Raw genomic sequence first — 20897 nt, 5'->3', positions numbered from 1 at the left:
ACGCTAAACTACGGCCCCCTAAAGAAAAACTAAGAATTACACTATATCCACTTTTGGGAGTGAGCATGCTTGGCCGCAGCGTAACCTTTATTGCATTGACATTTATTTCCGGCTGCTCAATGCTGAAAACCGAACCCAGCCCGCAGCGGGAAACGAATACACTGACTGCGATTGAGATGATGGAAACCAATGTCCATTTTCGACTTAATCGCATGTCGCAACAAATAAATGAGCAAAATGAAAACATTGCTAAGTTAGAAAAAGAGCTATCATCAATGTCAGAAGAACTGAATAAAGTTGCTTCTGTTTCATCGTCTAAACCTGAAGTCATTGTTGAGAAAAAAATAGTGCCGGTACCACAAAAAACTATTGATATCGATCCTAAAACTGCCCATGGCAAAGTTATCCTGGGTGAAGAAGAATGGATCTGGCTGGACTCAGTGCAATCCTTTTTTAAAGCACGGGTTGACACGGGTGCGACAACTTCTTCGATCAACGCACTGGATGTCCAGATCTTTGAACGGGATGGCAAACAGTGGGCCAAATTCAATCTCAGCCACAGCGGGGAAGAGAATCAGCCAGCCGATCAAATCATGGAAGCCCCGATTGTCCGCTGGGTGAAAATTCGCCAGTCTTCCGCCGACGATACCGAGCGGCGCCCGGTGGTTGAAATGTGGCTTAAACTCGGCAAATTGCATGAGAAAGCACAGTTTACCCTGGCAGACCGAACACAGATGACATATCCGGTGTTGCTTGGGCGGGAATTCTTTAAAGACGTCGCACTCGTTGATGTCGGTAAACAATTCATCCAAGGGCGATAACCGTTTTCAGTTTGGGGCATGACAGCTTGTCATAGCCCCATTTTCGTTTTCATCGTTTCGTTTGCTTCAACCAATAAAGGAAAAATTAGAGGTTGTCATGACGTCAAGAATTCCGTTTTATTTTCTCATCACCTTGCTCGTCATTGCCGGGACAGCGCTCAGTCTCTACCGCCATGATATTTACGGTGTGCCTTGGACACCGGGCGAAGAGCGCGCCTTGTGGGAGCTGGAAGCCAGAGTGGAGTTTGATGCCATCGGCAAGCCGGTCAAAGTATCAATGGCCGCACCGGAATCACAGCAGGGCTTCACGCAAATCGACGAAAGCACCTCATCACCTGGCTATGGCGTTGCACTGATCGATACCGATCAGGGACGCCGGGCGGAATGGTCAATTCGTCAGGCATCCGGCAAACAGGTGCTTTATTACAAAACACAGATGCTTGTCGACCCGCTGGCCAGTTTCTCGACCGATAAACCGAGAGGCAAGCCTGAAGCTCCCAGCCTTGATAACCCTCAGGAAACGGCAGCCAAAGCCATGCTGGTTCAGGCTAGAACCCTGTCGGCGGACAATCTGACGCTGACCCGGGAAATACTGAAACAGCTCAATGACAGGAATAACCAAAACGCCTCTTTGCTGCTCAATGCTTTTCCGCGGGAAAATGTGGTGGTTTTCTTACTCTCGATGGAAGGGATAAATGCCCGCATCGTGGGTGGCTTACAGCTCGAAGATGGCCGCCGTCGCCAAAGCATCAGCCCTATGGTGGAAGTCTGGGGCGGCGAGAAATGGCATTTATTTGACCCGCAGACAGGACAGGAAGGTAAACCTAACGATGTACTGGTCTGGAATCAGCAAGGTCATTCCTTGCTGGATGTCATAGGCGGCCGTAACTCCAATATCAGCTTCTCGATTATTTCGCAGGATATTACCCCGCAGCAGGCAACCCGTGAAAAAATCCAGGCTGAAGATCTGCTGAACTTCTCAATACACAGCCTGCCTATTGAGGAGCAGGCGATGTTCAAAACCATCATGCTGGTACCGATAGGCGCGTTGATTGTAGTCTTCCTCAGGGTCATAGTGGGCCTGAAAACCTCAGGGACATTCATGCCGGTGCTGATTGCAGTGGCCTTTGTGCAGACTCAGCTGATTACCGGTGTACTGGGTTTTCTGCTTATCGTTGGCACAGGTTTAATCATACGCAGCTACCTGTCGCGGCTGAACTTGCTGCTTGTGGCCCGAATATCCGCCGTCATAGTGACTGTAATACTCATTATTTCGATCTTTACCGTGGTGGCCTTCAAAATTGGCCTGGTAGAAGGTCTGACGATCACCTTCTTCCCGATGATCATCCTGTCCTGGACGATTGAGCGTATGTCGATTCTGTGGGAAGAAGAAGGGGCAAAAGAGGTCTTTATTCAGGGTGGTGGCTCGCTGTTAACGGCTATCATAGTGTATCTGGTCATGACCAATGATCTGGTTCGTCACTTAACCTTTAACTTTATCGGCCTGCAACTCATTATAATGGCAATGATCCTGATGCTGGGTAACTACACAGGCTACCGCCTGAGTGAGCTACGACGCTTTAAGCCGTTAGCGGAGGATTAAGCCATGTTTTTATCGCGTTATACTACGCCGTGGCGTCTGCGCGAACGCGGCATCATGGGCATGAACAAGCGCAATCACAGCTATATCGGCCGCTACAACGACCGCAGTCTGTATCCGCTTGTCGATGATAAACTGAAAACCAAGATCATCGCCCAGCGTGCGGGAGCCACCGTGCCTGAACTGATCGGTGTGATAAGAAGCCAGGTTCACGTCAAAGAAATTCACGACATGGTGCGTGACTGGCCGGGCTTTGTTATCAAACCGGCTCAAGGCTCCGGCGGGAAAGGGATTCTTGTCATTATCAAACACGAAAACGGTTTATACACCAAACCGTCAGGGGCTGTGATTAATAAGCAGGATGTTGAAAGACACATCACTAATACCCTGGCCGGGCTTTTTTCGCTCGGCGGCAAGAACGATGTGGCCATGGTCGAAAATCTGATCCAGTTTGATAATGTCTTCGACGGGTTCAGCTTTGAAGGGGTACCGGATATACGGGTGATTGTATTTAAAGGTTACCCTGTCATGGCCATGATGCGTTGTTCTACCGCGGCCTCCGACGGCAAAGCCAACCTTCACCAGGGAGCCGTCGGGGTCGGCATTGATATCGCCTCCGGCAAAGCCGTTCGTGCGGTGCAGTTTAACCTGCCGGTAGAACGTCACCCGGATACTGAAAGATTGCTCAGCGAGCTCACCGTACCCAACTGGCTGAAGTTACTGGAACTGGCAGCCAGTGCCTGGGAAATGACAGGACTGGGCTATCTGGGCACTGACATGGTACTGGATAAAGTCAAAGGTCCTATGGTATTGGAGCTGAATGCCCGGCCTGGCCTTGCGATCCAGACCGCCAATGGCTGCGGGTTGCTGCCGCGACTTCATCACATTGAAAGCCTGGGCACGCCGTCCAAGATGCCCTCTCCGGCTGAACGCGTCGCCTATGCTGCCGAGCAGTTTGGTGCTAAGCCCCTGTTCTGATTACCTCTCAAGCCCCGGTTTTCGGCTGGGGCTTTCTTCTTCAGGCCAATTAGGCGCATAATAGCTGAGTCATCATATTCATTGATTTCAACTGGTTATTGGAGAGCCTATGTCAGAGATCCTGCGTTTATTTGACCAGCCGGTGGATCGCACCAAGAGCAACAGTACAAAGTGGCTGAAGTATCAGGGAAAGGATGTTCTGCCTATGTGGGTGGCAGACAGTGACTTCAGAGTACCGGATGCGATCACACACGCCCTCCACCAGCATGTCGATCACGGCGTCTTTGGCTATGGTTCCGTGCCTGCATCGCTCAGCGAGCTGATCGTTGAGCGCATGGCGACGCTCTATAACTGGCAGATCAAACCGGAGTGGATTGTTTATTTACCCGGTCTGGTCTGTGGTCTCAATCTGGCTGTTCGTGCCTGTACCGAGCAACATCAGGCCGTTGTCAGTCCCAAGCCGGTGTACCCGAAATTTTTTAGTGCGGCAAAATACGCTTCACGCCCTCTGGCCTACTCCCCCGTAACACTGCAGCAAGGCCGCTGGCTGTTGGATTTAGCGGCAACTGAGATCCCGACCGATAGCAAGCTGTTGCTGTTCTGTAACCCCTTAAATCCCGGCGGTACCGTCTACACGCGTCAGGAGTTGGAAGCGCTGCACAGCTTTGCCAAAAAGCATGACCTGTATGTCTGTTCCGATGAAATCCACTGCGATTTGCTCCTCAATGAGAACGCCCGCCATATTCCCTTTGCCAGTCTGGATGACGATGCCGCACAGCGATCCATCACCCTGATAGCACCGAGCAAGACCTTTAACATTGCCGGTCTTGGCGCATCAATGGCAATTATTCCGAGTTTCGAGCTACGACGCCGTTTCAACCGGACGCGGGCTGGCATAGTGCCTGAGGTCAATGTGCTGGCCTATACGGCCGCCGAAGCCGCATACCGTGATTGCCAGCCGTGGCTCGACAATCAGCTCCACTATCTGCGTCAGCACAGAGACAGGCTGATGACAGCCATTAACAGTATGCCGGGGCTCACACTGCATCCGATTGAAGCGACCTATCTGGCCTGGATTGATGCCTCCGGCCTGCCTGTGGCAAACCCGCATGCCTTCTTTGAAGCCGCCGGTGTTGGCTTTTCGTCTGGCGCAGATTTTGGCCATTCCGGATTTGTCAGAATGAATTTTGCCTGTACCAGCCAGACTTTAGAGCTGGCGCTATCGCGCATGAAGAACGCCATTGAATCAATCGGTTAATAATTAGCCATCTGATAGACAATCTCGCTAAAGATTTTCACTGACTGTCCGATAGAGATAACACTGGTTTTAATTTCTGTCGGACTCCATGCAAATCCATACCATAGACAAAGCACAGCTTATCAGTGAAGTGCAGCTTGGTAACCAGCTCAACCGCGCGGTTGAGCAGGGGCGCCGATCTGACTTCGCACTGATGCTGGCTATGTTATCGCCGGATTATCTGGAAACCACGCCGACCGAAAAACCGCTGCCTCCTGCGACCACAGAAGAGCAGTTGCGCTCTTATTTCGAATTGCAAGACCCTGCCCCGCTATCGACATCCGAGTTCTGCTATCCCCGTGGTGCAGAGCAGTCACGAGCGTTCCATTATGGCGGGCTTTCCGCAACCCGCTTACTCAGCTCGTTACAACCCATAGCAATAACGTTCCCCCCCCAGGACACTAAAGGTTTGCCTGAAGAGCTGTACCATAACCTGTCCGGGCATGAGCGCCGCCGCCTGCCTCCCACCCAGCCGGAACCGATCAAAGGGTCCCCGCAGGATCTCTACCTTAACCTTATCCGAGCCAAACGTTCCGCTGAAATGTACGGCGCCGTTGCTAAGGTCTGCTGATCACCATCACCTTTTCTTTTCGTTATTTTTCAGTCAATTAAGCAATTTTTTCGCGACATCTCACAAAGTACTAAATTTCGTGACAAGCGTCATATGCCAAACAATTCAATGCCGCTTTACCTGCGTACTTAACTAAGATTTAACATTATCAGGGTGTTATTAGTTTATTGAATAGTGAAGGTGAGGATGGTTAAAGCCGTCATTGCTGTTACGACTTCTAGGTATCCACATATAGGAAGATTGCGCTATGAATATTGCAGACTCAGTTATTCTTATTACTGCTGCAGGCTGCCCATTAGGAAAAGCCGCATCGTTCCATTTCTCTTCATTAGGCGCACGGATAGCCCTGGTAGATACAGACAGTGAACGATTGCACATCAACCATCAGGAATGTTTAGCCAAAGGCAGCGAGTGCTATGCACTTTGTCTTTCCGATAATAAAGAAGCCACTATTGCCAGTGCCATTCATGCGGTACACGAACAATACGGAAAAATCGATGTACTGATCAACTGCTGGCTGGGTGTCGATATTCCCATGCTCTTAACCCAGACCTCAGTTGAAGAATTCTGCCAGCTCATGACGGAAGGTACATCAGCGTTTCTTTCCTTTGGCAAACAGACCGCAAGCTACATGCGCGAACATCACCAGTCCGGTGTGATTATCAATTTAGCTGCTTGCCGGCCGGATAATCCCATACCTTTGAGCAGCAGTTCCAAAGCCATGCTGGCGGGCTTTACTCAAAGCTGGTCCAAAGAGCTGGCGCAGTACAAAATTCGTGTTGGTGGCGTTTTCCCGCTGATCTTTGATGAGCGGCATGATCTGCCACCCAGCACCCTACTCAGCCTGCCCATGCAGTATGAAATTGCCCGTAGTGCTGAGTACATAGTCTCGAACGACTATTTCAATGGCAGAATGATTGAAGCTGAAGTGGTCTGATCCCCTGTCACTGCAGCGAGTCCCGTCTTTGTCCTCGCAATCTACTAATGCCATAGGCCGTAATCTGCAAATGGTATAAAAAAACCCGCCAGATGGCGGGTTTTTGTTTCACTCAGCGATAGGCTATCAAGCCTTAGCCGCAACCTTCTTGCTTCGGGCCGCAGGAGCAGCCTGAATGACTTCCGCAGGTTTTTGATCTGCATTCTTCTTAATCACAGTCGTGCCTTCAAAGGTTTCGCCTTCGACATACGCCTTTCCGTAATAAGAAGCCAGTAGCACCTCTTTCAGCTCTGCAATCAGCGGATAACGCGGGTTCGCGCCGGTGCACTGATCATCAAAGGCTTCGACAGCCAGTTCATCCAGTTTCGCCAGGAAGTCAGATTCTGATACCCCTGCCGCCTGAATTGACTTAGGAATATCCAAATCGTCTTTCAGTGCATCCAGCCAGCTCAGCAAGCGCTCAATTTTCTGTGCGGTACGGTCACCGGGCTGAGAAAGGCCCAGGTGATCAGCCACTTCGGCATAGCGACGACGAGCTTGCGGGCGGTCGTACTGAGAGAAAGCCGTCTGCTTGGTTGGATTGTCGTTCGCGTTATAGCGCACCACATTCGCAATCAGCAAGGCATTTGCCAGACCATGTGGAATATGGAACTCAGCACCTATCTTGTGTGCCATAGAGTGACAGACGCCCAGGAACGCATTGGCAAAAGCAATACCGGCGATGGTTGCCGCGTTATGGACTTTCTCACGGGCAATCGGGTCTTTCGCACCGTTGGCATAGCTGGAAGGCAGGTATTGCTTGAGCAGTTGCAGTGCCTGCAATGCCTGGCCATCTGAATACTCGTTTGCCAGCACAGACACATAGGCTTCCAACGCATGGGTCACAGCGTCATAACCACCAAACGCAGTCAGTGATTTTGGCATGTTCATTACCAGATTGGCATCAACGATTGCCATCTGAGGTGTCAGCTCATAATCAGCCAGCGGGTATTTCGCGCCTGTTTCATCATCGGTGACGACCGCAAACGGCGTCACTTCAGACCCCGTCCCTGACGTGGTTGTAATACAAACCAACTCTGCTTTTTTACCCATTTTCGGGAATTTGTAGATACGTTTACGGATATCCATAAAGCGCATCGCCAGCTCTTCGAAGTGGGTATCCGGATGTTCATACATCACCCACATGATTTTCGCGGCGTCCATCGGTGAACCGCCACCCAGTGCAATGATCACATCAGGCTGGAAGCTCTTCATGGCTTCCGCACCTTTTTTGACGATCGTCAGTGTTGGATCGGCTTCCACATCGTAGAAAGCATGGACATCTATGCCCTGTGCTTTGAGCAGCGTCATCACTTCATCGGCATAGCCGTTGTTAAACAGGAAACGGTCGGTCACCAGAAAGGCACGTTTCTTATCTTCCAGATCCGTCAGCGCCACAGGCAGGCTGCCACGGCGGAAATAGATCGACTTAGGCAGTTTATGCCACAGCATATTTTCAGCTCGCTTCGCCACTGTTTTCTTGTTAATCAAATGTTTAGGCCCGACGTTTTCAGAGATAGAGTTCCCCCCCCAAGAACCGCAGCCTAAAGTCAAAGATGGTGCTATGTTGAAGTTGTACAGATCACCGATACCGCCGTGGGTGGTTGGGATGTTCACCAGAATACGCGCGGTTTTCAGCTTATCGCCAAAGTACTTAATGCGCTCTTCATTGACATCCTGGTTGGTATATAAACCCGAGGTATGACCAATACCGCCAAGGTCAACCATCTTACAGGCCATATCTACCGCATCTTCAAAGGTTTTGGCACGGAACATCCCCAGGGTTGGCGACAGTTTCTCATGGGCAAACTCTTCATCGATCGTGATGGCCTCGCCTTCACCAATCAGTACCTTGGTATCAGAAGGAACCGACACCCCTGCCATTTCAGCAATTTTTGTAGCAGGCTGGCCCACGATATTGGCGTTCAGATTACCTTCAATCAAAATCACTTTGCGGACTTTGTCGGCCTCTTCTTTGCTCAGCACATACCCTTTGTGGCTGGCAAAACGCGCCTTCACTTCGTCATAGATTTCATCCATTACGATTACGGCCTGCTCTGAGGCACACACCACGCCATTATCAAATGTCTTAGACATCAGCACAGATGCCACCGCACGTTTTACATCGGCCGTTTCGTCAATCACCACAGGCACATTACCTGCGCCGACGCCAATGGCCGGTTTGCCAGACGAGTAAGCCGCTTTCACCATGCCCGGACCACCGGTGGCCAGAATCAGGTTTAGGTCTGGGTGCTTCATCAGGGCATTGGACAACTCAACCGAAGGCTGATCGATCCAGCCAATGATATCTTTAGGTGCGCCAGCCGCGACGGCGGCATCCAATACCAGTTTCGCCGCAGCGTTGGTCGATTCTTTCGCCCGTGGGTGCGGAGAGAAAATAATACCGTTACGGGTTTTGAGTGAAATCAGAGATTTGAAGATAGCGGTTGAAGTTGGGTTTGTCGTCGGCACAATGCCGCAGATGATACCGACAGGCTCTGCGATGGTGATGGTGCCGAACTCATCGTTCTCCTCCAGAATGCCGCAGGTCTTTTCGTCTTTGTATTTGTTGTAAATAAATTCAGAGGCAAAGTGGTTTTTGATCACCTTGTCTTCAACGATCCCCATGCCAGACTCTTGTACGGCTTGCTGGGCCAGAGGAATACGGGCGTTGTTTGCCGCCAGAGAGGCGGCACGGAAAATCTTGTCTACTTGCTCCTGCGAGTAGGTGGCAAAAATCTTCTGTGCTGCTTTTACACGGGCAACCATTGCATCGAGTTCTGCCAAATTAGTTACAGGCATAGTCAAACTCCTAACTTTAAGATTGAAAACTTTTTAGTAAGGATACGTCTCTGATTCCTTGCCATGAGAGCGCTTATCGCCGATTGAGCACACTTAGTAAATTGCTTTCAAAACTGATTTTATGACTTCATTGCCAGGTGGGGCTTGATCTGGATCATGCTAAACGCATACATCAGAAAGATGTCACCACTCATCAAAAACAAATAAAATCAATTATTTAAAAAGCAACTCAATTAGAATCATTCACAAAACAAATATTTAGACATGCCGCAACATGAAATTAATTTTCATATCGGTAATTTAATTCCCAAAAGTGACAACAGATTGGCTCCCCAAACGGCTACAGGCTCATACCCCATTCTGGGTAGTATTCACGCCACATAAAGCCTAATCCAGTAACGCTCAGAACGACAATGTCATTGAATGACTTTTTGACCACCAATAAGCATCTGAACACATATCATTGATAAATGAAGCCAGAATAGCAAACAAAAACAGTAAAATAGGTGCAGTAAGTCTTACCTTCCCCCTGCTGCTGTAAACCAAATAAGCTCTTACCGGCAGCAGGTACAAACAGCGCGGAAATGGCTCTGGCAAAGGCAGCAACTCTTAAGTATGCTTTATTTTTCAATCACTCAGATGTTAGTTATGTCCCACTCAACAAGAAAAGAAAGACTCTACATCACCATTTTTGGCACCCACACCCCGGCGGGCAAAGCATTTGATATCACATTAATTCTGACCATACTGGCATCGATTATTGTTCTGATGCTCGGGTCTGTCAGCCCGATAAGCCAGAAGTGGGGACAGCTGTTCTACTTGATGGAATGGGGGTTTACGCTGATCTTTACGCTCGAGTATCTGCTCAGGCTGTACTGCTCACCCAAGCCGGCTGCGTATGCCCGGAGTTTTTACGGCATTGTCGATTTTCTTGCCATCTTACCCACCTATCTGGTGTTTCTTTTTCCGGCCGCGCACTATCTGATGGTCATCCGGTTGCTGAGGGTAATGCGTATATTCCGGATCTTAAAACTGGTTAGGTATTTGCAGGATTCTAATTTACTGCTGAGGTCTTTATTACAATCCAGCCGCAAGATCCTGATCTTTTTCACTACTGTCGCAGTGCTGGTGACTGTATTTGGTTCACTCATGTTTGTGATTGAAGGACCAGAACATGGCTTTACCAGCATTCCTTACAGTATTTACTGGGCCATAGTGACCTTAACGACTGTGGGTTATGGTGACCTGGTACCTCAGACGGATCTCGGTAAAACGCTCGCCTCATTCACTATGCTGATGGGCTATTCCATCATCGCCGTTCCCACCGGCATTATCACGGCAGAAATTGGCCATCAGAGTCAGTTACACCGCACCCTGGTGAAGTGCATGAACTGCTCGCGGCCGGGCCATGAAACCGACGCCGTCTTCTGTAAGCATTGCGGCAGTGAACTCGCACATCCCGATGACAGGATCGTCTCAGCGCCTGCCACTAAATGATCCCAGAAAAACGAACACAATCCGCACGCACAAAAAAGCCCTCGCAAGAGGGCTTTTTCACTCAGCTGTCCAAGTGTCTGATAAACAGCTATTTACGACGCCATATCGTACCTTGCGGACCATCCTCAAGAATGATTCCCATGGCGGTCAGCGTATCACGTGCGGCATCTGCAGCTGCCCAGTCTTTCGCAGCTCGGGCATCCAGACGTTGCTGGATCAGTGATTCAATCTCAGCCACATCGTCTGCCTTTGCACTGCTTTGCAGGAAGGTTTCAGGATCCTGTGCCAGCAATCCCAGTACTTCAGCCAGTGCGCGCAGTTGAGCGCCAAGTGCAGAAGCCGCCTTCAGATCTTCACCTTTCAGGCGATTAATCTCACGCGCCATATCAAACATCACAGAGTAAGCTTCAGGCGTGTTGAAGTCATCATCCATCGCCGTGGTAAAGCGCTCAATGAAGGCTTCACCACCCTGTGCGGCAACATCCGTATCCAGACCGCGCAGTGCCGTATACAGACGCTCCAGCGCAGAGCGTGCCTGCTTCAGGTTCTCTTCGCTGTAATTGAGCTGGCTGCGATAATGGCCAGACATCAGGAAATAACGAACCGTTTCAGCATCGTAATGCTCCAGCACATCACGAATGGTGAAGAAGTTACCCAGTGATTTGGACATCTTCTCACGATCAACCATCACCATACCGCTGTGCATCCAGGTATTCACATACTGGGTATCATGGGCACAGCAGGATTGCGCAATTTCATTTTCGTGATGCGGGAACTGAAGATCAGAGCCGCCGCCGTGAATGTCAAAATGATCGCCCAGAATGGCTGAGTTCATTGCAGAACATTCAATGTGCCAGCCCGGACGGCCAGGTCCCCATGGTGATTCCCAGGTCGGCTCGCCCGGTTTGGACATTTTCCACAGCACGAAATCCAGTGGGCTGCGTTTTGCCGTTTCAATATCAACACGCGCACCGGCCTGCAGCTGTTCCAGATCCTGGCCAGACAACTTACCGTATTCGTCAAACTTACTGACTTCAAACATCACGTCGCCATTGTCTGCCACGTACGCGAAACCGCGTTCGATCAGACGTTCACACAGCGCAACAATTTCCGGAATGAATTTGGTCGCACGAGGCTCAATATCCGGACGCGCCATACCCAAGGCATCAAAATCGGCGTACATTTCGCCGATCAGACGTTCGGTCAGAGAGTCACAGCTTTCACCGTTTTCTGCCGCGCGTTTAATAATTTTATCGTCAATATCTGTGATATTACGGACAAATGTCAGATCATAGCCACTGTAACGCAAGTAGCGTGACACCACGTCGAATGCAACAAAGGTGCGGCCGTGGCCGATGTGACATAAATCGTAAATAGTAACCCCGCAGACGTACATGCCTATTTTGCCAGGCACTATGGGTTTAAATTCCTCTTTTTGTCTTGTCAGTGAGTTATAGATCTTTAACATGTCTGATAATTACTCATTTCGGGGGTTACGATTCAAAGGGCTGATTATACCCAAGTCGCCTCAAGATGCTAGGTTCAGCGCGATTGGCATGGTTAACGGGTGCAGTACCGATTTTACCAATCCCAACCCTCTTCTATAGTTATAGAATTAACTTGGTTCACCTGTATAAACTGTATTGACGCTTTGCCTTAGTTCGTTAGAATTCAGGGTTTAAAGCAATACACTCCAGTTAAGGATAAGCTCATGGTAACGCTTCACACCACTTTTGGTGATATTAAAATCCAGCTCAACACAGAAAAAGCTCCGGAAACCAGTGCGAACTTCCTGCAGTACTGCCGTGACGGTTTCTACAATGGTACGCTGTTTCACCGTGTGATTGACGGCTTCATGGTTCAGGGCGGCGGTATGGCGTCCGGCATGGTTGAAAAAGAAACCCGTGCACCAATCAAGAATGAAGCTAACAATGGTCTGAGCAACAAAACTGGCAGCATCGCGATGGCCCGCACCATGGAACCACATTCCGCAAGCTCTCAATTCTTCATCAACGTGAATGATAACAACTTCCTAGATTTCAAATCTGAAACACCAGATGGTTGGGGATACTGCGTATTTGGTGAAGTGGTTGAAGGTATGGATATCGTCAACAAGATCAAAGCGGTTGCGACAGGTAACTGGGGCTATGTCCATCAGGACGTGCCGGTTGAAGAAGTTGTCATCAATTCTGTTACCATCGAAGAATAATTCCCTGCCAAGGTGGCCGTTCATACCGGCCACCTGTCTCAATACTTATGACCATATGTTTTATAGCTGATTTGCACCTGAGTGCGGATCGCCCTGATATTACCGATTGTTTTCTGCACTTTATGTCAACCGAGGCAACCCAATGCGAAGCACTCTATGTGTTGGGCGATCTGTTTGAAATGTGGATTGGTGATGACGACGACAATGCCTTTCACCGCCAGATCAAATGTGCATTTAAAGCATTGACGGATTCCGGTGTGCCCTGTTTTTTCATTCATGGCAACCGTGATTTCCTGATCGGCAAGCAATTCAGCCGTGAAACGGGCGTCATGTTATTACCAGAGCACACTGTGATTGACCTGTACGGTACGCCAACGCTGATTTTGCATGGTGACACTTTGTGTACCCTGGATGAAAGCTATCAGCGTTACCGGAAAAAAGTCCATAATCCATTTATTCAATGGCTATTTTTGCGCCTACCGCTGGCATGGCGCCAGGCTGTTGGCCGCAAGATGCGCTCTGGCAGCAGTAGCAACAATCAGATGAAGTCCTATGACATCATGGATGTGACGCCACAAGCTGTCACTGATTTAATGTCAGAACATCAAGTGACCCATATGATTCATGGCCATACCCATCGCCCGGCCGTTCATGATTTAACCATTGATGGGCAGCAGGCCACCCGGACCGTGCTGGGTGACTGGTATGATCAGGGTTCCGTTCTGCTCTGCACAGCTGCCGGTTGCCAGCTGCAAATGCGCAGCTTCAGAATGGCTGACCAAAACTAGCGATACATACTCACACTCACACACAACCCGGTGATTCATAACCTGAGGCTGAATTCGGGTCGACACCGGGCATTACTTTTACTTATCAATCTTATCTTTTGGGCTTAAGATCACAAGCCGCGCAATTTCTCAGCGAAAGGTCACAACCAGTGGAAAATTCTACTGCTAATGTTACGCAACGGTGATAATTATTAGTAATATACTGGTTCACTCCTGTCATGCGGACTATTCACCAAAGAGAATCACTGGCAATGCAAGCCCTCGCCAACACAACGATAACCATAAACAGTGCTGATATCATGTATTCTTATCTTGCCCGGCAGCCCGTTTTAGATCGCGAAAAAACGACTATTGGCTACGAATTGCTCTTTCGCGACGGGCCCAAAAATTGTTTCCCGGATGTGCCGCCCGAAGAGGCAACAAATCGCTTGTTACTGAACAATTTCTTCTCTAACGGTTCAAACGATGTATGCAGCGGCAAACTCGCCTTTGTCAACTTTCCTGAAAAAAGCCTGCTTAAAGGTACACCTCTTCTTTTTCCATCCCATACTTTTGTAATTGAAGTGCTGGAAGACTGCACCCCCTCAGACACGCTTCTGGAAACGGTTAAAGACCTTTATCAGCGTGGCTACCAGATAGCACTGGACGATTTTAACCCGAGCGTAGAATGGAACCGGTTTTTGCCTTTCGTCCACATCATTAAATTTGATTTACAACTGACGCCTATTGATAAAGCGCGATTTTTTATTCGCCGCCACAAAGACAAGCCAATTCAGTTTCTGGCTGAAAAAGTGGAAACCTACGCCGAATTCAAAGAAGCCAAAGCGGCGGGATTTCATCTGTTTCAGGGGTATTTCTTCAGCAAGCCCGAAATGATGCAGCAAAAGACACTCAGCCCTTCGGCGCTGACGACGCTGAGGCTCTACCAGCAGATCTGTCAGGATGTGGTGAACTTTGATGAGGCGGAGGAGATCATTGCGACCGATTTGTCCTTATCGTACAAGTTATTACGCCATGTGAATGCCATCACCTCAAACCGTGCTGTGCCCATTTCCTCCTTCAAGCAGGCACTCATTTATCTGGGGGAAGAAAGGCTTCGCCGCTTTATCAGTTTTGTGGCAACCTCACACGTTACCCGTGACAAGCCGTCATCACTCTACTGCCTGTCTTTGCAACGGGCCCATCTGTGCGAACTGCTGGCCGCTGACATTTCCCCGAAATTAAATGGCAACCGTGCTTTTCTGACGGGGCTTTTCTCGATGCTGGATTCACTGCTTGATCAGCCGCTCGATGTGTTGATTCCTATGCTGCCGCTCGATATCAGCATTCAGGACGCCTTGATTCACCGCAGCGGAAAACTGGGATACCTGCTGTCACTGGTGTGCGCCTATGATCATGCCGATTGGGATCAGGTGGATAGCATGTGCTCTAAACTGGGTCTGGAGAGTGAACATGTTGCGAACCGCTACCTGGAATCTTTAGAATGGGTGACCAGCATAGAAGAACTGCAATAAATGATGACAAACACACAATTATGTCCTTGTGGCAGCCAGCAACCTTTATCCAGCTGCTGCCAGCTTGTCCACCAGAATCCATCAATGGCCCTGCATCCTGAACAGCTCATGCGCGCCCGATACAGCGCGCATGTTCTGGGACTGGTCGATTTTGTCGTCGCGACTTACCACCCCAGTTGTCAGGCAGAACAATATCGCGACGCCATCGCAGACTCCATCAATAGTGAATGGCTTGGGCTTGAGGTCGTCAGTAGCCAGATCGCCAGCGATACCCAAGGCTATGTCGAATTCAAAGCCTTTTACCGTGACGAAAACCAAGAATATTGCCTGCACGAAAAGTCACGATTTTTACGTGAAATGATCGGAAACATCCCACAATGGTTCTATATCGACGGCGAGTATCCGGAAGCAACCGAACCGCTGAAAGTGGGCCGGAATGATCCCTGCACGTGCGGTAGCGGCAAGAAGTTTAAAAAATGCTGTATGTAAGCTAATCCCCGTGTGGCATTCAGCACAAAGAAATTTCCAAAATGTACTAATTAACTATTGCAAAACCGCCGCAGCTTGGTTAGTGTGAATAACAAGTCCACAGTCAATAATGATTTAGACAGAGTACATAATTATGCGTATCCAAATGGTAAACCTACACCACCATCATCATCCTGATTAGTCTTTCAGGAGGATACGCCTCACTCTGGAAGACGACAATTCGCCTCTTCCAGCGGTCGCTACATATAAGCAGCATTCAGACCCCCGGAAGAGAAATCTTCCGGGGGTTTTTCGTTTTAGCACTGAATTTAAAAGATAAATTAAGCATATAGGGAATGTCATCATGCAAACACAACGACTACGCATTGCTATCCAGAAGAAAGGACGACTGAGCACTGAATGTAAAGATCTCCTGAAGCGCTGCGGTGTAAAATTCAATCTGATCGGTGAGCGCCTTGTGGTTCACTGTGAAAACATGCCCATCGACCTGCTGCTGGTTCGTGATGATGACATTCCCGGCCTGATTATGGATGGTGTCGTTGATCTGGGCTTCATTGGTGAAAATGAACTGGAAGAAGTCGGGCTTGAGCGTGCGGCGCGGGGTGAACCCAGCCACTACGAGATGCTGCGTCGCCTGGATTTCGGTGGCTGCCGTCTGTCTATTGCGATTGATAAAGATGAGGAATACCTAGGTCCGCAAGATCTGCAAGGTAAGCGCATTGCCACTACCTATCCACAACTGGTGAAGCGCTACATGACAGAGCAGGGTGTGACATTCAGCACCTGCATGCTCAATGGCTCAGTCGAAGTTGCACCACGTGCCGGTCTGGCCGATGCCATCTGTGACCTGGTTTCCACCGGTGCGACACTCGAGGCCAACGGCCTGAAAGAAGTCGAAGTGATCCTGCAGTCTAAAGCGGTACTGATTCAGCGTTCTGGTGATTTCAGCGCCGACAAACAAGCGTTGATCGAGCGTCTGTTAACCCGTATGCAAGGTGTGATTCAGGCCAAAGAGTCGAAATACATCATGCTGCACGCACCGACTGAGTGCCTGGAACAAGTGACAGCCTTACTGCCTGGCGCGGAAGACCCTACCGTACTGCCGCTGTCTCACGACAAAAGCCGCGTCGCCGTTCACCTTGTCAGCTCAGAAAATCTGTTCTGGGAAACCATGGAACAACTGAAAGCGCTGGGCGCCAGCTCAATTCTCGTTCTGCCAATTGAGAAAATGATGGAGTAAGCACCATGAAGACGGTTGTATGGCAATCTCTGAGTGAACAGCAGCGTGAATCATTACTGCAACGCCCGGCCATCACAGCAGGCGAGAATGTGACGGCAATTGTCAAAGACATCATTACAGATGTTCGCGAACGCGGTGATGAGGCCTTGCTGGAGCTGGCAGAAAAATTCGATAAAGTCCGCCCGGAATCAATCAAAGTCAGCCAGGAAGAGATTCAGGCCGCCGCTGACAGACTGTCTGAGGACATGAAACAGGCACTGCAACAGGCATACGCCAACATCGCCAAGTTCCATAAAGCGCAAAAAACCAAGCCACTGCAGGTTGAAACACAACCCGGTGTTATCTGTGAGCAGGTCACCCGGCCCATTAATGCCGTGGGTCTGTACATTCCGGGAGGCAGCGCCCCCTTACCGTCGACTGTGTTGATGCTGGGCGTGCCGGCACAAATTGCCGGATGCCGGCGTGTGGTGCTTTGTTCGCCCCCGCCTATCGCCGATGAGATTCTGTATGTCGCCCAACTGTGCGGCATTACCGATGTCTACAATGCCGGTGGTGCGCAGGCTGTCGCCGCCATGGCATACGGCACCGAATCAGTATCCAGAGTCGACAAAATTTTCGGCCCCGGTAATGCGTTTGTTACCGAGGCCAAACGTCAGGTCAGCAATGATTTTAATGGCGCCGCCATTGACATGCCTGCCGGCCCGTCTGAAGTCATGGTCATTGCCGACAGTGGCGCTGAACCGGATTTTATCGCTGCTGATTTGCTCAGTCAGGCTGAGCACGGACCAGATTCACAGGTTGTGCTGGTCACCCCTGAGCCAAGTATTGCCGACCGCGTCGCTGACGCCATTGCAAAACAGCTCAGCAGTCTGTCCCGTGCCGATATTGCCCGCCAGGCACTCGGATCGAGCCTGATGATCATTGCCGACAGCATCACTCAGTGCGTGTCTATCTCAAATCACTACGGACCTGAGCATCTGATTGTTCAGACCCGTAACCCGCGTGATTTAGTGCCTCTGCTGGATAACGCCGGCTCGATTTTCCTGGGGCACTGGTCGCCGGAATCCGTAGGCGATTACGCCTCAGGCACCAACCACGTATTGCCTACTTATGGTTATACCAAAACGTATTCCAGCCTGGGTCTGGCCGACTTTACCAAGCGTATGACGGTGCAGGAGCTCAGTGCCGATGGCCTGCTGGAACTGGCGCCGACGGTGGAAACCATGGCAACCGCAGAAGGTCTGGACGCACACCGCCGTGCCGTCAGCATCCGGGTAGAAAAAATCAAACAATCACGCTCATCGACGTTGAAAGAGGCTTAAGATGAACCCTGAATTACTGGCTCGTAAAACCGTTCGCGAACTCACGCCATACCAGTCTGCCCGCCGCCTTGGCGGCAGTGGTGACATCTGGCTGAATGCCAACGAGTCGCCGTTCGTCAATGAATACAAGATTCAGTGTGACCGCCTGAACCGCTACAGCTCCTGCCAGCCAGAAGCGCTGATTCAAGCCTATGCCGATTATGCGCGTGTCGATAAATCCCAGGTGCTGACTTCGCGTGGGGCTGACGAAGGCATTGAGTTGCTGGTCCGCACTTTCTGTGAGCCTAAGCAAGACAGCATTCTTTACTGCCCGCCGACTTACGGCATGTACAGCATCAGTGCCGAGACCTTTGATGTGGGGGTCAAGCAGGTACCGCTGACCGCTGACTGGCAGCTGGATTTACCTTCGATTGCCGATAACCTGGACGGTGTCAAACTGGTCTTTGTCTGCAGCCCTAACAACCCGACCGGCAACCTCATTCGCCGTGATGACATTATTACGCTGCTGAACATGACGCAAGACAAAGCCCTGGTGGTGATGGACGAAGCCTATATCGATTTCTGTCCGGAAGCTTCCACGGTTGATTTGCTGGCGCAGTTCCCGAATCTGGTGATCCTGCGTACCCTGTCTAAAGCCTTTGCCCTGGCTGGCCTGCGTTGTGGCTTCACACTGGCCAACTCAGTGGTGATTGATTTACTGCTAAAAGTCATTGCACCTTACCCTGTACCTATCCCTGTGGCTGATATTGCAGTCCAGGCACTGTCGCCCGCCGGTCTGGCCAGAACCAAATTTCAGGTGCTCGACCTGAGCGCAAACCGTGCTTACCTGCAAGCTGGACTAGGTATGTTACCGGGTGTGACGGTATACGACGGCTATGGTAACTATCTGCTGGTACGTTTTCCTGACGGTGATGCCATGTTCAAAGCCCTGTGGGATAACGGCATTATTCTGCGCCGCTCTCCGATCGAGAACTGTATCCGTATCAGTATTGGCAGCCGGGATGAATGCGAGAAGACCCTGGCCTTCATCCGCACTCAGCTGGAAAAGATTTCGTAATTTGGAAGGATTCTATTGTGAGCAAGGAAAAAATTCTCTTTATTGATCGCGACGGCACTTTGATTGCCGAACCGCCGGTAGACTTCCAGGTCGATCGGCTGGACAAACTTGAGCTGGAGCCCTTCGTCATCCCTGCCCTGCTAAAACTGCAGGATGCAGGCTATAAACTGGTCATGGTGACCAATCAGGACGGACTGGGCACAGACAGTTACCCGCAGGCTGACTTTGATGCTCCGCACAATATGATGATGGCCATTTTCGAGTCTCAGGGAGTTCGCTTCGATGATGTGCTGATCTGCCCGCATTTTGAACACGACAACTGCAGTTGCCGCAAGCCCAAGCTCGGCCTGGTCAAAGACTACCTGCAACAAGGCCGTGTCGATTTTGCCACCTCTGCGGTTATCGGCGATCGCCAAACCGATCTGCAACTGGCCGGCAACATGGCTATCCGGGGTATCCAGTACCAGCGTGAAAGCCTGAACTGGCAGCAGATAGTGGCCGATCTCACCACCCGTCCCCGCATTGCCGAAGTGGTCCGCAAGACCAAAGAAACCGACATCAGAGTGAAGGTCAATCTGGATCAGTCCGGCGGCAACGTGATTCAGACCGGTCTGGGCTTTTTCGATCACATGCTGGATCAGATTGCGACTCACGGCGGCTTCCAGCTCATCCTGACAGTGGATGGCGACCTGCACATTGATGACCACCACAGTGTGGAAGACACCGCACTGGCACTGGGCCAGGCGCTGAAAGAAGCGCTGGGCGACAAACGCGGCATCGGCCGCTTTGGCTTCAGCCTGCCAATGGACGAATGCCTGGCTCAGTGTGCGCTGGACTTATCCGGCCGCCCCTATCTGAAATTCGATGCCAAGTTCAGCCGTGAAAACGTCGGTGATCTGTCAACGGAAATGGTCCCGCACTTCTTCCGCTCCCTGACCGATACACTGGCCTGCACGCTGCACCTTTCTTCCGATGGCAACAACGATCACCACATCGTTGAAAGCCTGTTTAAAGCCTTTGGCCGTACCTTGCGCCAGGCCATTAAAGTGGAAGGCAACGAGCTGCCGAGCAGTAAAGGGGTGCTGTAATGACTGATTCAACTCAGAAAGTTGTCATCATTGATACAGGGTGCGCCAACGTGTCATCCGTGCGATTTGCCATTGAGCGTTTGGGTTATCAGGTGACCGTCAGCCGGGATCCTGAGATTGTACTGGCGGCAGATAAACTCTTCCTGCCCGGTGTAGGTACCGCCAGCGAGGCTATGAAAAACCTGGCCGAGCGCGACCTAATCACACTGGTCAGCCAGGTCGACAAACCCTTGCTGGGTATCTGTCTGGGCATGCAGCTGCTGGGTGACTACTCAGAAGAACAAGGCCTGAATGGTACAGAACGCGTGCCCTGTCTGAAGCTTTGTCCGGCACCGGTGCAGAAAATGCGCACCGGTGAGCTGCCCTTACCGCACATGGGATGGAATACCATTACTCCGGAAGAGGGCCACCCATTATTTAACGGCATCCCTGCTGGCAGTTATTTCTATTTCGTCCACAGCTACGCCATGCCGGCGTTTAACACCGAGCAAGGCAGAACGATAGCCAGCTGTGAATACGGCCAGCCATTTACTGCCGCAGTGCAAAGCGGTAATTACTACGGTGTGCAGTTTCACCCTGAACGTTCCGGTAAAACCGGTGCACAACTGATTCAAAACTTTCTCGATATGTAGGACGACAAGGACTGGT

The 20897-nt window shown here is 50.5% G+C and carries 18 protein-coding genes and 1 other annotated feature; of the genes, 16 read left to right on the top strand and 2 right to left on the bottom strand.

Going from position 1 to position 20897, the window contains the following annotated elements:
• Positions 1-65: 65 nt before the first annotated feature.
• The 6 genes from IFO68_RS07090 to IFO68_RS07065 all read left to right on the top strand — a co-directional run bounded on the left by IFO68_RS07090 (position 66) and on the right by IFO68_RS07065 (position 6204).
• A complete protein-coding gene (locus IFO68_RS07090) occupies positions 66-821 on the top strand; it encodes an ATP-dependent zinc protease family protein (RefSeq protein WP_192015372.1) in 756 nt (251 codons plus the stop codon).
• 97 nt (positions 822-918) lie between these two features.
• Positions 919-2424 carry an inactive transglutaminase family protein gene (locus IFO68_RS07085; protein ID WP_192015247.1) on the top strand — a complete coding sequence of 502 codons (1506 nt, stop codon included), beginning with the start codon at positions 919-921 and terminating at the stop codon, positions 2422-2424.
• 3 nt (positions 2425-2427) lie between these two features.
• Positions 2428-3399, top strand: coding sequence for an alpha-L-glutamate ligase-like protein (locus tag IFO68_RS07080; protein ID WP_192015246.1), 972 nt, complete (start codon positions 2428-2430; stop codon positions 3397-3399).
• A 109-nt stretch (positions 3400-3508) separates the two neighbouring features.
• Positions 3509-4657, top strand: a complete 1149-nt coding sequence (locus IFO68_RS07075) for a MalY/PatB family protein (protein WP_192015245.1) — start codon at positions 3509-3511, stop codon at positions 4655-4657.
• Positions 4658-4745: 88 nt separating this feature from the next.
• A complete protein-coding gene (locus tag IFO68_RS07070; RefSeq protein ID WP_192015244.1) occupies positions 4746-5267 on the top strand; it encodes a VC2046/SO_2500 family protein in 522 nt (173 codons plus the stop codon).
• Between the two features lie 247 nt (positions 5268-5514).
• Positions 5515-6204: an SDR family oxidoreductase gene (locus IFO68_RS07065; RefSeq protein WP_192015243.1), complete on the top strand. Its 690-nt coding sequence runs from the start codon at positions 5515-5517 to the stop codon at positions 6202-6204.
• A 126-nt stretch (positions 6205-6330) separates the two neighbouring features.
• Here IFO68_RS07065 and adhE read toward each other — a convergent pair whose 3' ends face one another.
• Positions 6331-9045: a bifunctional acetaldehyde-CoA/alcohol dehydrogenase gene (gene adhE, locus IFO68_RS07060; RefSeq protein WP_192015242.1), complete on the bottom strand. Its 2715-nt coding sequence runs from the start codon at positions 9043-9045 to the stop codon at positions 6331-6333.
• 648 nt (positions 9046-9693) lie between these two features.
• Between adhE and IFO68_RS07055 the strand changes: the two genes are divergently transcribed.
• Entirely contained in the window at positions 9694-10542 is an 849-nt protein-coding gene (locus tag IFO68_RS07055; protein ID WP_192015241.1) for an ion transporter, read from the top strand.
• Positions 10543-10630: 88 nt separating this feature from the next.
• On the opposite strand, the gene cysS is transcribed toward IFO68_RS07055, so the two are convergent.
• Complete coding sequence (gene cysS, locus IFO68_RS07050) at positions 10631-12010, bottom strand: cysteine--tRNA ligase (RefSeq protein ID WP_192015240.1); 1380 nt, start codon at positions 12008-12010, stop codon at positions 10631-10633.
• A 243-nt stretch (positions 12011-12253) separates the two neighbouring features.
• Between cysS and IFO68_RS07045 the strand changes: the two genes are divergently transcribed.
• The 9 genes from IFO68_RS07045 (at position 12254) to hisH (ending at position 20881) form a co-directional block, all read left to right on the top strand.
• Positions 12254-12751 carry a peptidylprolyl isomerase gene (locus tag IFO68_RS07045; RefSeq protein ID WP_192015239.1) on the top strand — a complete coding sequence of 166 codons (498 nt, stop codon included), beginning with the start codon at positions 12254-12256 and terminating at the stop codon, positions 12749-12751.
• Positions 12752-12798: 47 nt separating this feature from the next.
• The gene (gene lpxH / locus IFO68_RS07040) at positions 12799-13539 is read left to right on the top strand and encodes a UDP-2,3-diacylglucosamine diphosphatase (RefSeq protein ID WP_192015238.1); all 741 of its coding nucleotides are present in this window, start codon (positions 12799-12801) and stop codon (positions 13537-13539) included.
• A gap of 299 nt (positions 13540-13838) precedes the next feature.
• Positions 13839-15053, top strand: a complete 1215-nt coding sequence (locus IFO68_RS07035; RefSeq protein WP_192015371.1) for an EAL and HDOD domain-containing protein — start codon at positions 13839-13841, stop codon at positions 15051-15053.
• Positions 15054-15542, top strand: a complete 489-nt coding sequence (locus IFO68_RS07030; protein ID WP_192015237.1) for a YchJ family protein — start codon at positions 15054-15056, stop codon at positions 15540-15542.
• Between the two features lie 156 nt (positions 15543-15698).
• Positions 15699-15838, top strand: a sequence feature (His leader region).
• A gap of 47 nt (positions 15839-15885) precedes the next feature.
• Complete coding sequence (gene hisG / locus IFO68_RS07025; protein WP_192015236.1) at positions 15886-16782, top strand: ATP phosphoribosyltransferase; 897 nt, start codon at positions 15886-15888, stop codon at positions 16780-16782.
• Between the two features lie 5 nt (positions 16783-16787).
• Positions 16788-18104 carry a histidinol dehydrogenase gene (gene hisD, locus IFO68_RS07020; RefSeq protein ID WP_192015235.1) on the top strand — a complete coding sequence of 439 codons (1317 nt, stop codon included), beginning with the start codon at positions 16788-16790 and terminating at the stop codon, positions 18102-18104.
• 1 nt (position 18105) lies between these two features.
• Positions 18106-19161, top strand: a complete 1056-nt coding sequence (gene hisC / locus IFO68_RS07015; protein WP_192015234.1) for a histidinol-phosphate transaminase — start codon at positions 18106-18108, stop codon at positions 19159-19161.
• A gap of 17 nt (positions 19162-19178) precedes the next feature.
• Positions 19179-20249, top strand: a complete 1071-nt coding sequence (gene hisB / locus IFO68_RS07010; protein ID WP_370630657.1) for a bifunctional histidinol-phosphatase/imidazoleglycerol-phosphate dehydratase HisB — start codon at positions 19179-19181, stop codon at positions 20247-20249.
• Positions 20249-20881: an imidazole glycerol phosphate synthase subunit HisH gene (hisH, locus tag IFO68_RS07005; protein ID WP_192015233.1), complete on the top strand. Its 633-nt coding sequence runs from the start codon at positions 20249-20251 to the stop codon at positions 20879-20881. The genes hisB and hisH overlap by 1 nt, the downstream gene beginning before the upstream one ends.
• Positions 20882-20897: the final 16 nt, after the last annotated feature.

The sequence above is a fragment of the Photobacterium arenosum genome, from assembly GCF_014841115.1.
Classification (GTDB): Bacteria; Pseudomonadota; Gammaproteobacteria; order Enterobacterales; family Vibrionaceae; genus Photobacterium; species Photobacterium arenosum.
Note: the sequence above shows the minus strand (reverse complement) of the source record. Positions and strands in the feature narration are given on the sequence as shown.

Excerpts from the sequence above, each read along its gene's own strand:
- hisD (WP_192015235.1), top strand. The coding sequence starts at position 16,788 with ATGAAGACGGTTGTATGGCAATCTCTGAGTGAACAGCAGCGTGAATCA.
- IFO68_RS07045 (WP_192015239.1), top strand. The coding sequence starts at position 12,254 with ATGGTAACGCTTCACACCACTTTTGGTGATATTAAAATCCAGCTCAAC.
- cysS (WP_192015240.1), bottom strand. The coding sequence starts at position 12,010 with ATGTTAAAGATCTATAACTCACTGACAAGACAAAAAGAGGAATTTAAA.
- IFO68_RS07075 (WP_192015245.1), top strand. The coding sequence starts at position 3,509 with ATGTCAGAGATCCTGCGTTTATTTGACCAGCCGGTGGATCGCACCAAG.
- IFO68_RS07065 (WP_192015243.1), top strand. The coding sequence starts at position 5,515 with ATGAATATTGCAGACTCAGTTATTCTTATTACTGCTGCAGGCTGCCCA.
- IFO68_RS07055 (WP_192015241.1), top strand. The coding sequence starts at position 9,694 with ATGTCCCACTCAACAAGAAAAGAAAGACTCTACATCACCATTTTTGGC.
- hisH (WP_192015233.1), top strand. The coding sequence starts at position 20,249 with ATGACTGATTCAACTCAGAAAGTTGTCATCATTGATACAGGGTGCGCC.
- adhE (WP_192015242.1), bottom strand. The coding sequence starts at position 9,045 with ATGCCTGTAACTAATTTGGCAGAACTCGATGCAATGGTTGCCCGTGTA.
- IFO68_RS07080 (WP_192015246.1), top strand. The coding sequence starts at position 2,428 with ATGTTTTTATCGCGTTATACTACGCCGTGGCGTCTGCGCGAACGCGGC.
- lpxH (WP_192015238.1), top strand. The coding sequence starts at position 12,799 with ATGACCATATGTTTTATAGCTGATTTGCACCTGAGTGCGGATCGCCCT.
- hisC (WP_192015234.1), top strand. The coding sequence starts at position 18,106 with ATGAACCCTGAATTACTGGCTCGTAAAACCGTTCGCGAACTCACGCCA.
- IFO68_RS07035 (WP_192015371.1), top strand. The coding sequence starts at position 13,839 with ATGTATTCTTATCTTGCCCGGCAGCCCGTTTTAGATCGCGAAAAAACG.
- IFO68_RS07070 (WP_192015244.1), top strand. The coding sequence starts at position 4,746 with ATGCAAATCCATACCATAGACAAAGCACAGCTTATCAGTGAAGTGCAG.
- IFO68_RS07090 (WP_192015372.1), top strand. The coding sequence starts at position 66 with ATGCTTGGCCGCAGCGTAACCTTTATTGCATTGACATTTATTTCCGGC.
- IFO68_RS07085 (WP_192015247.1), top strand. The coding sequence starts at position 919 with ATGACGTCAAGAATTCCGTTTTATTTTCTCATCACCTTGCTCGTCATT.
- IFO68_RS07030 (WP_192015237.1), top strand. The coding sequence starts at position 15,054 with ATGATGACAAACACACAATTATGTCCTTGTGGCAGCCAGCAACCTTTA.
- hisG (WP_192015236.1), top strand. The coding sequence starts at position 15,886 with ATGCAAACACAACGACTACGCATTGCTATCCAGAAGAAAGGACGACTG.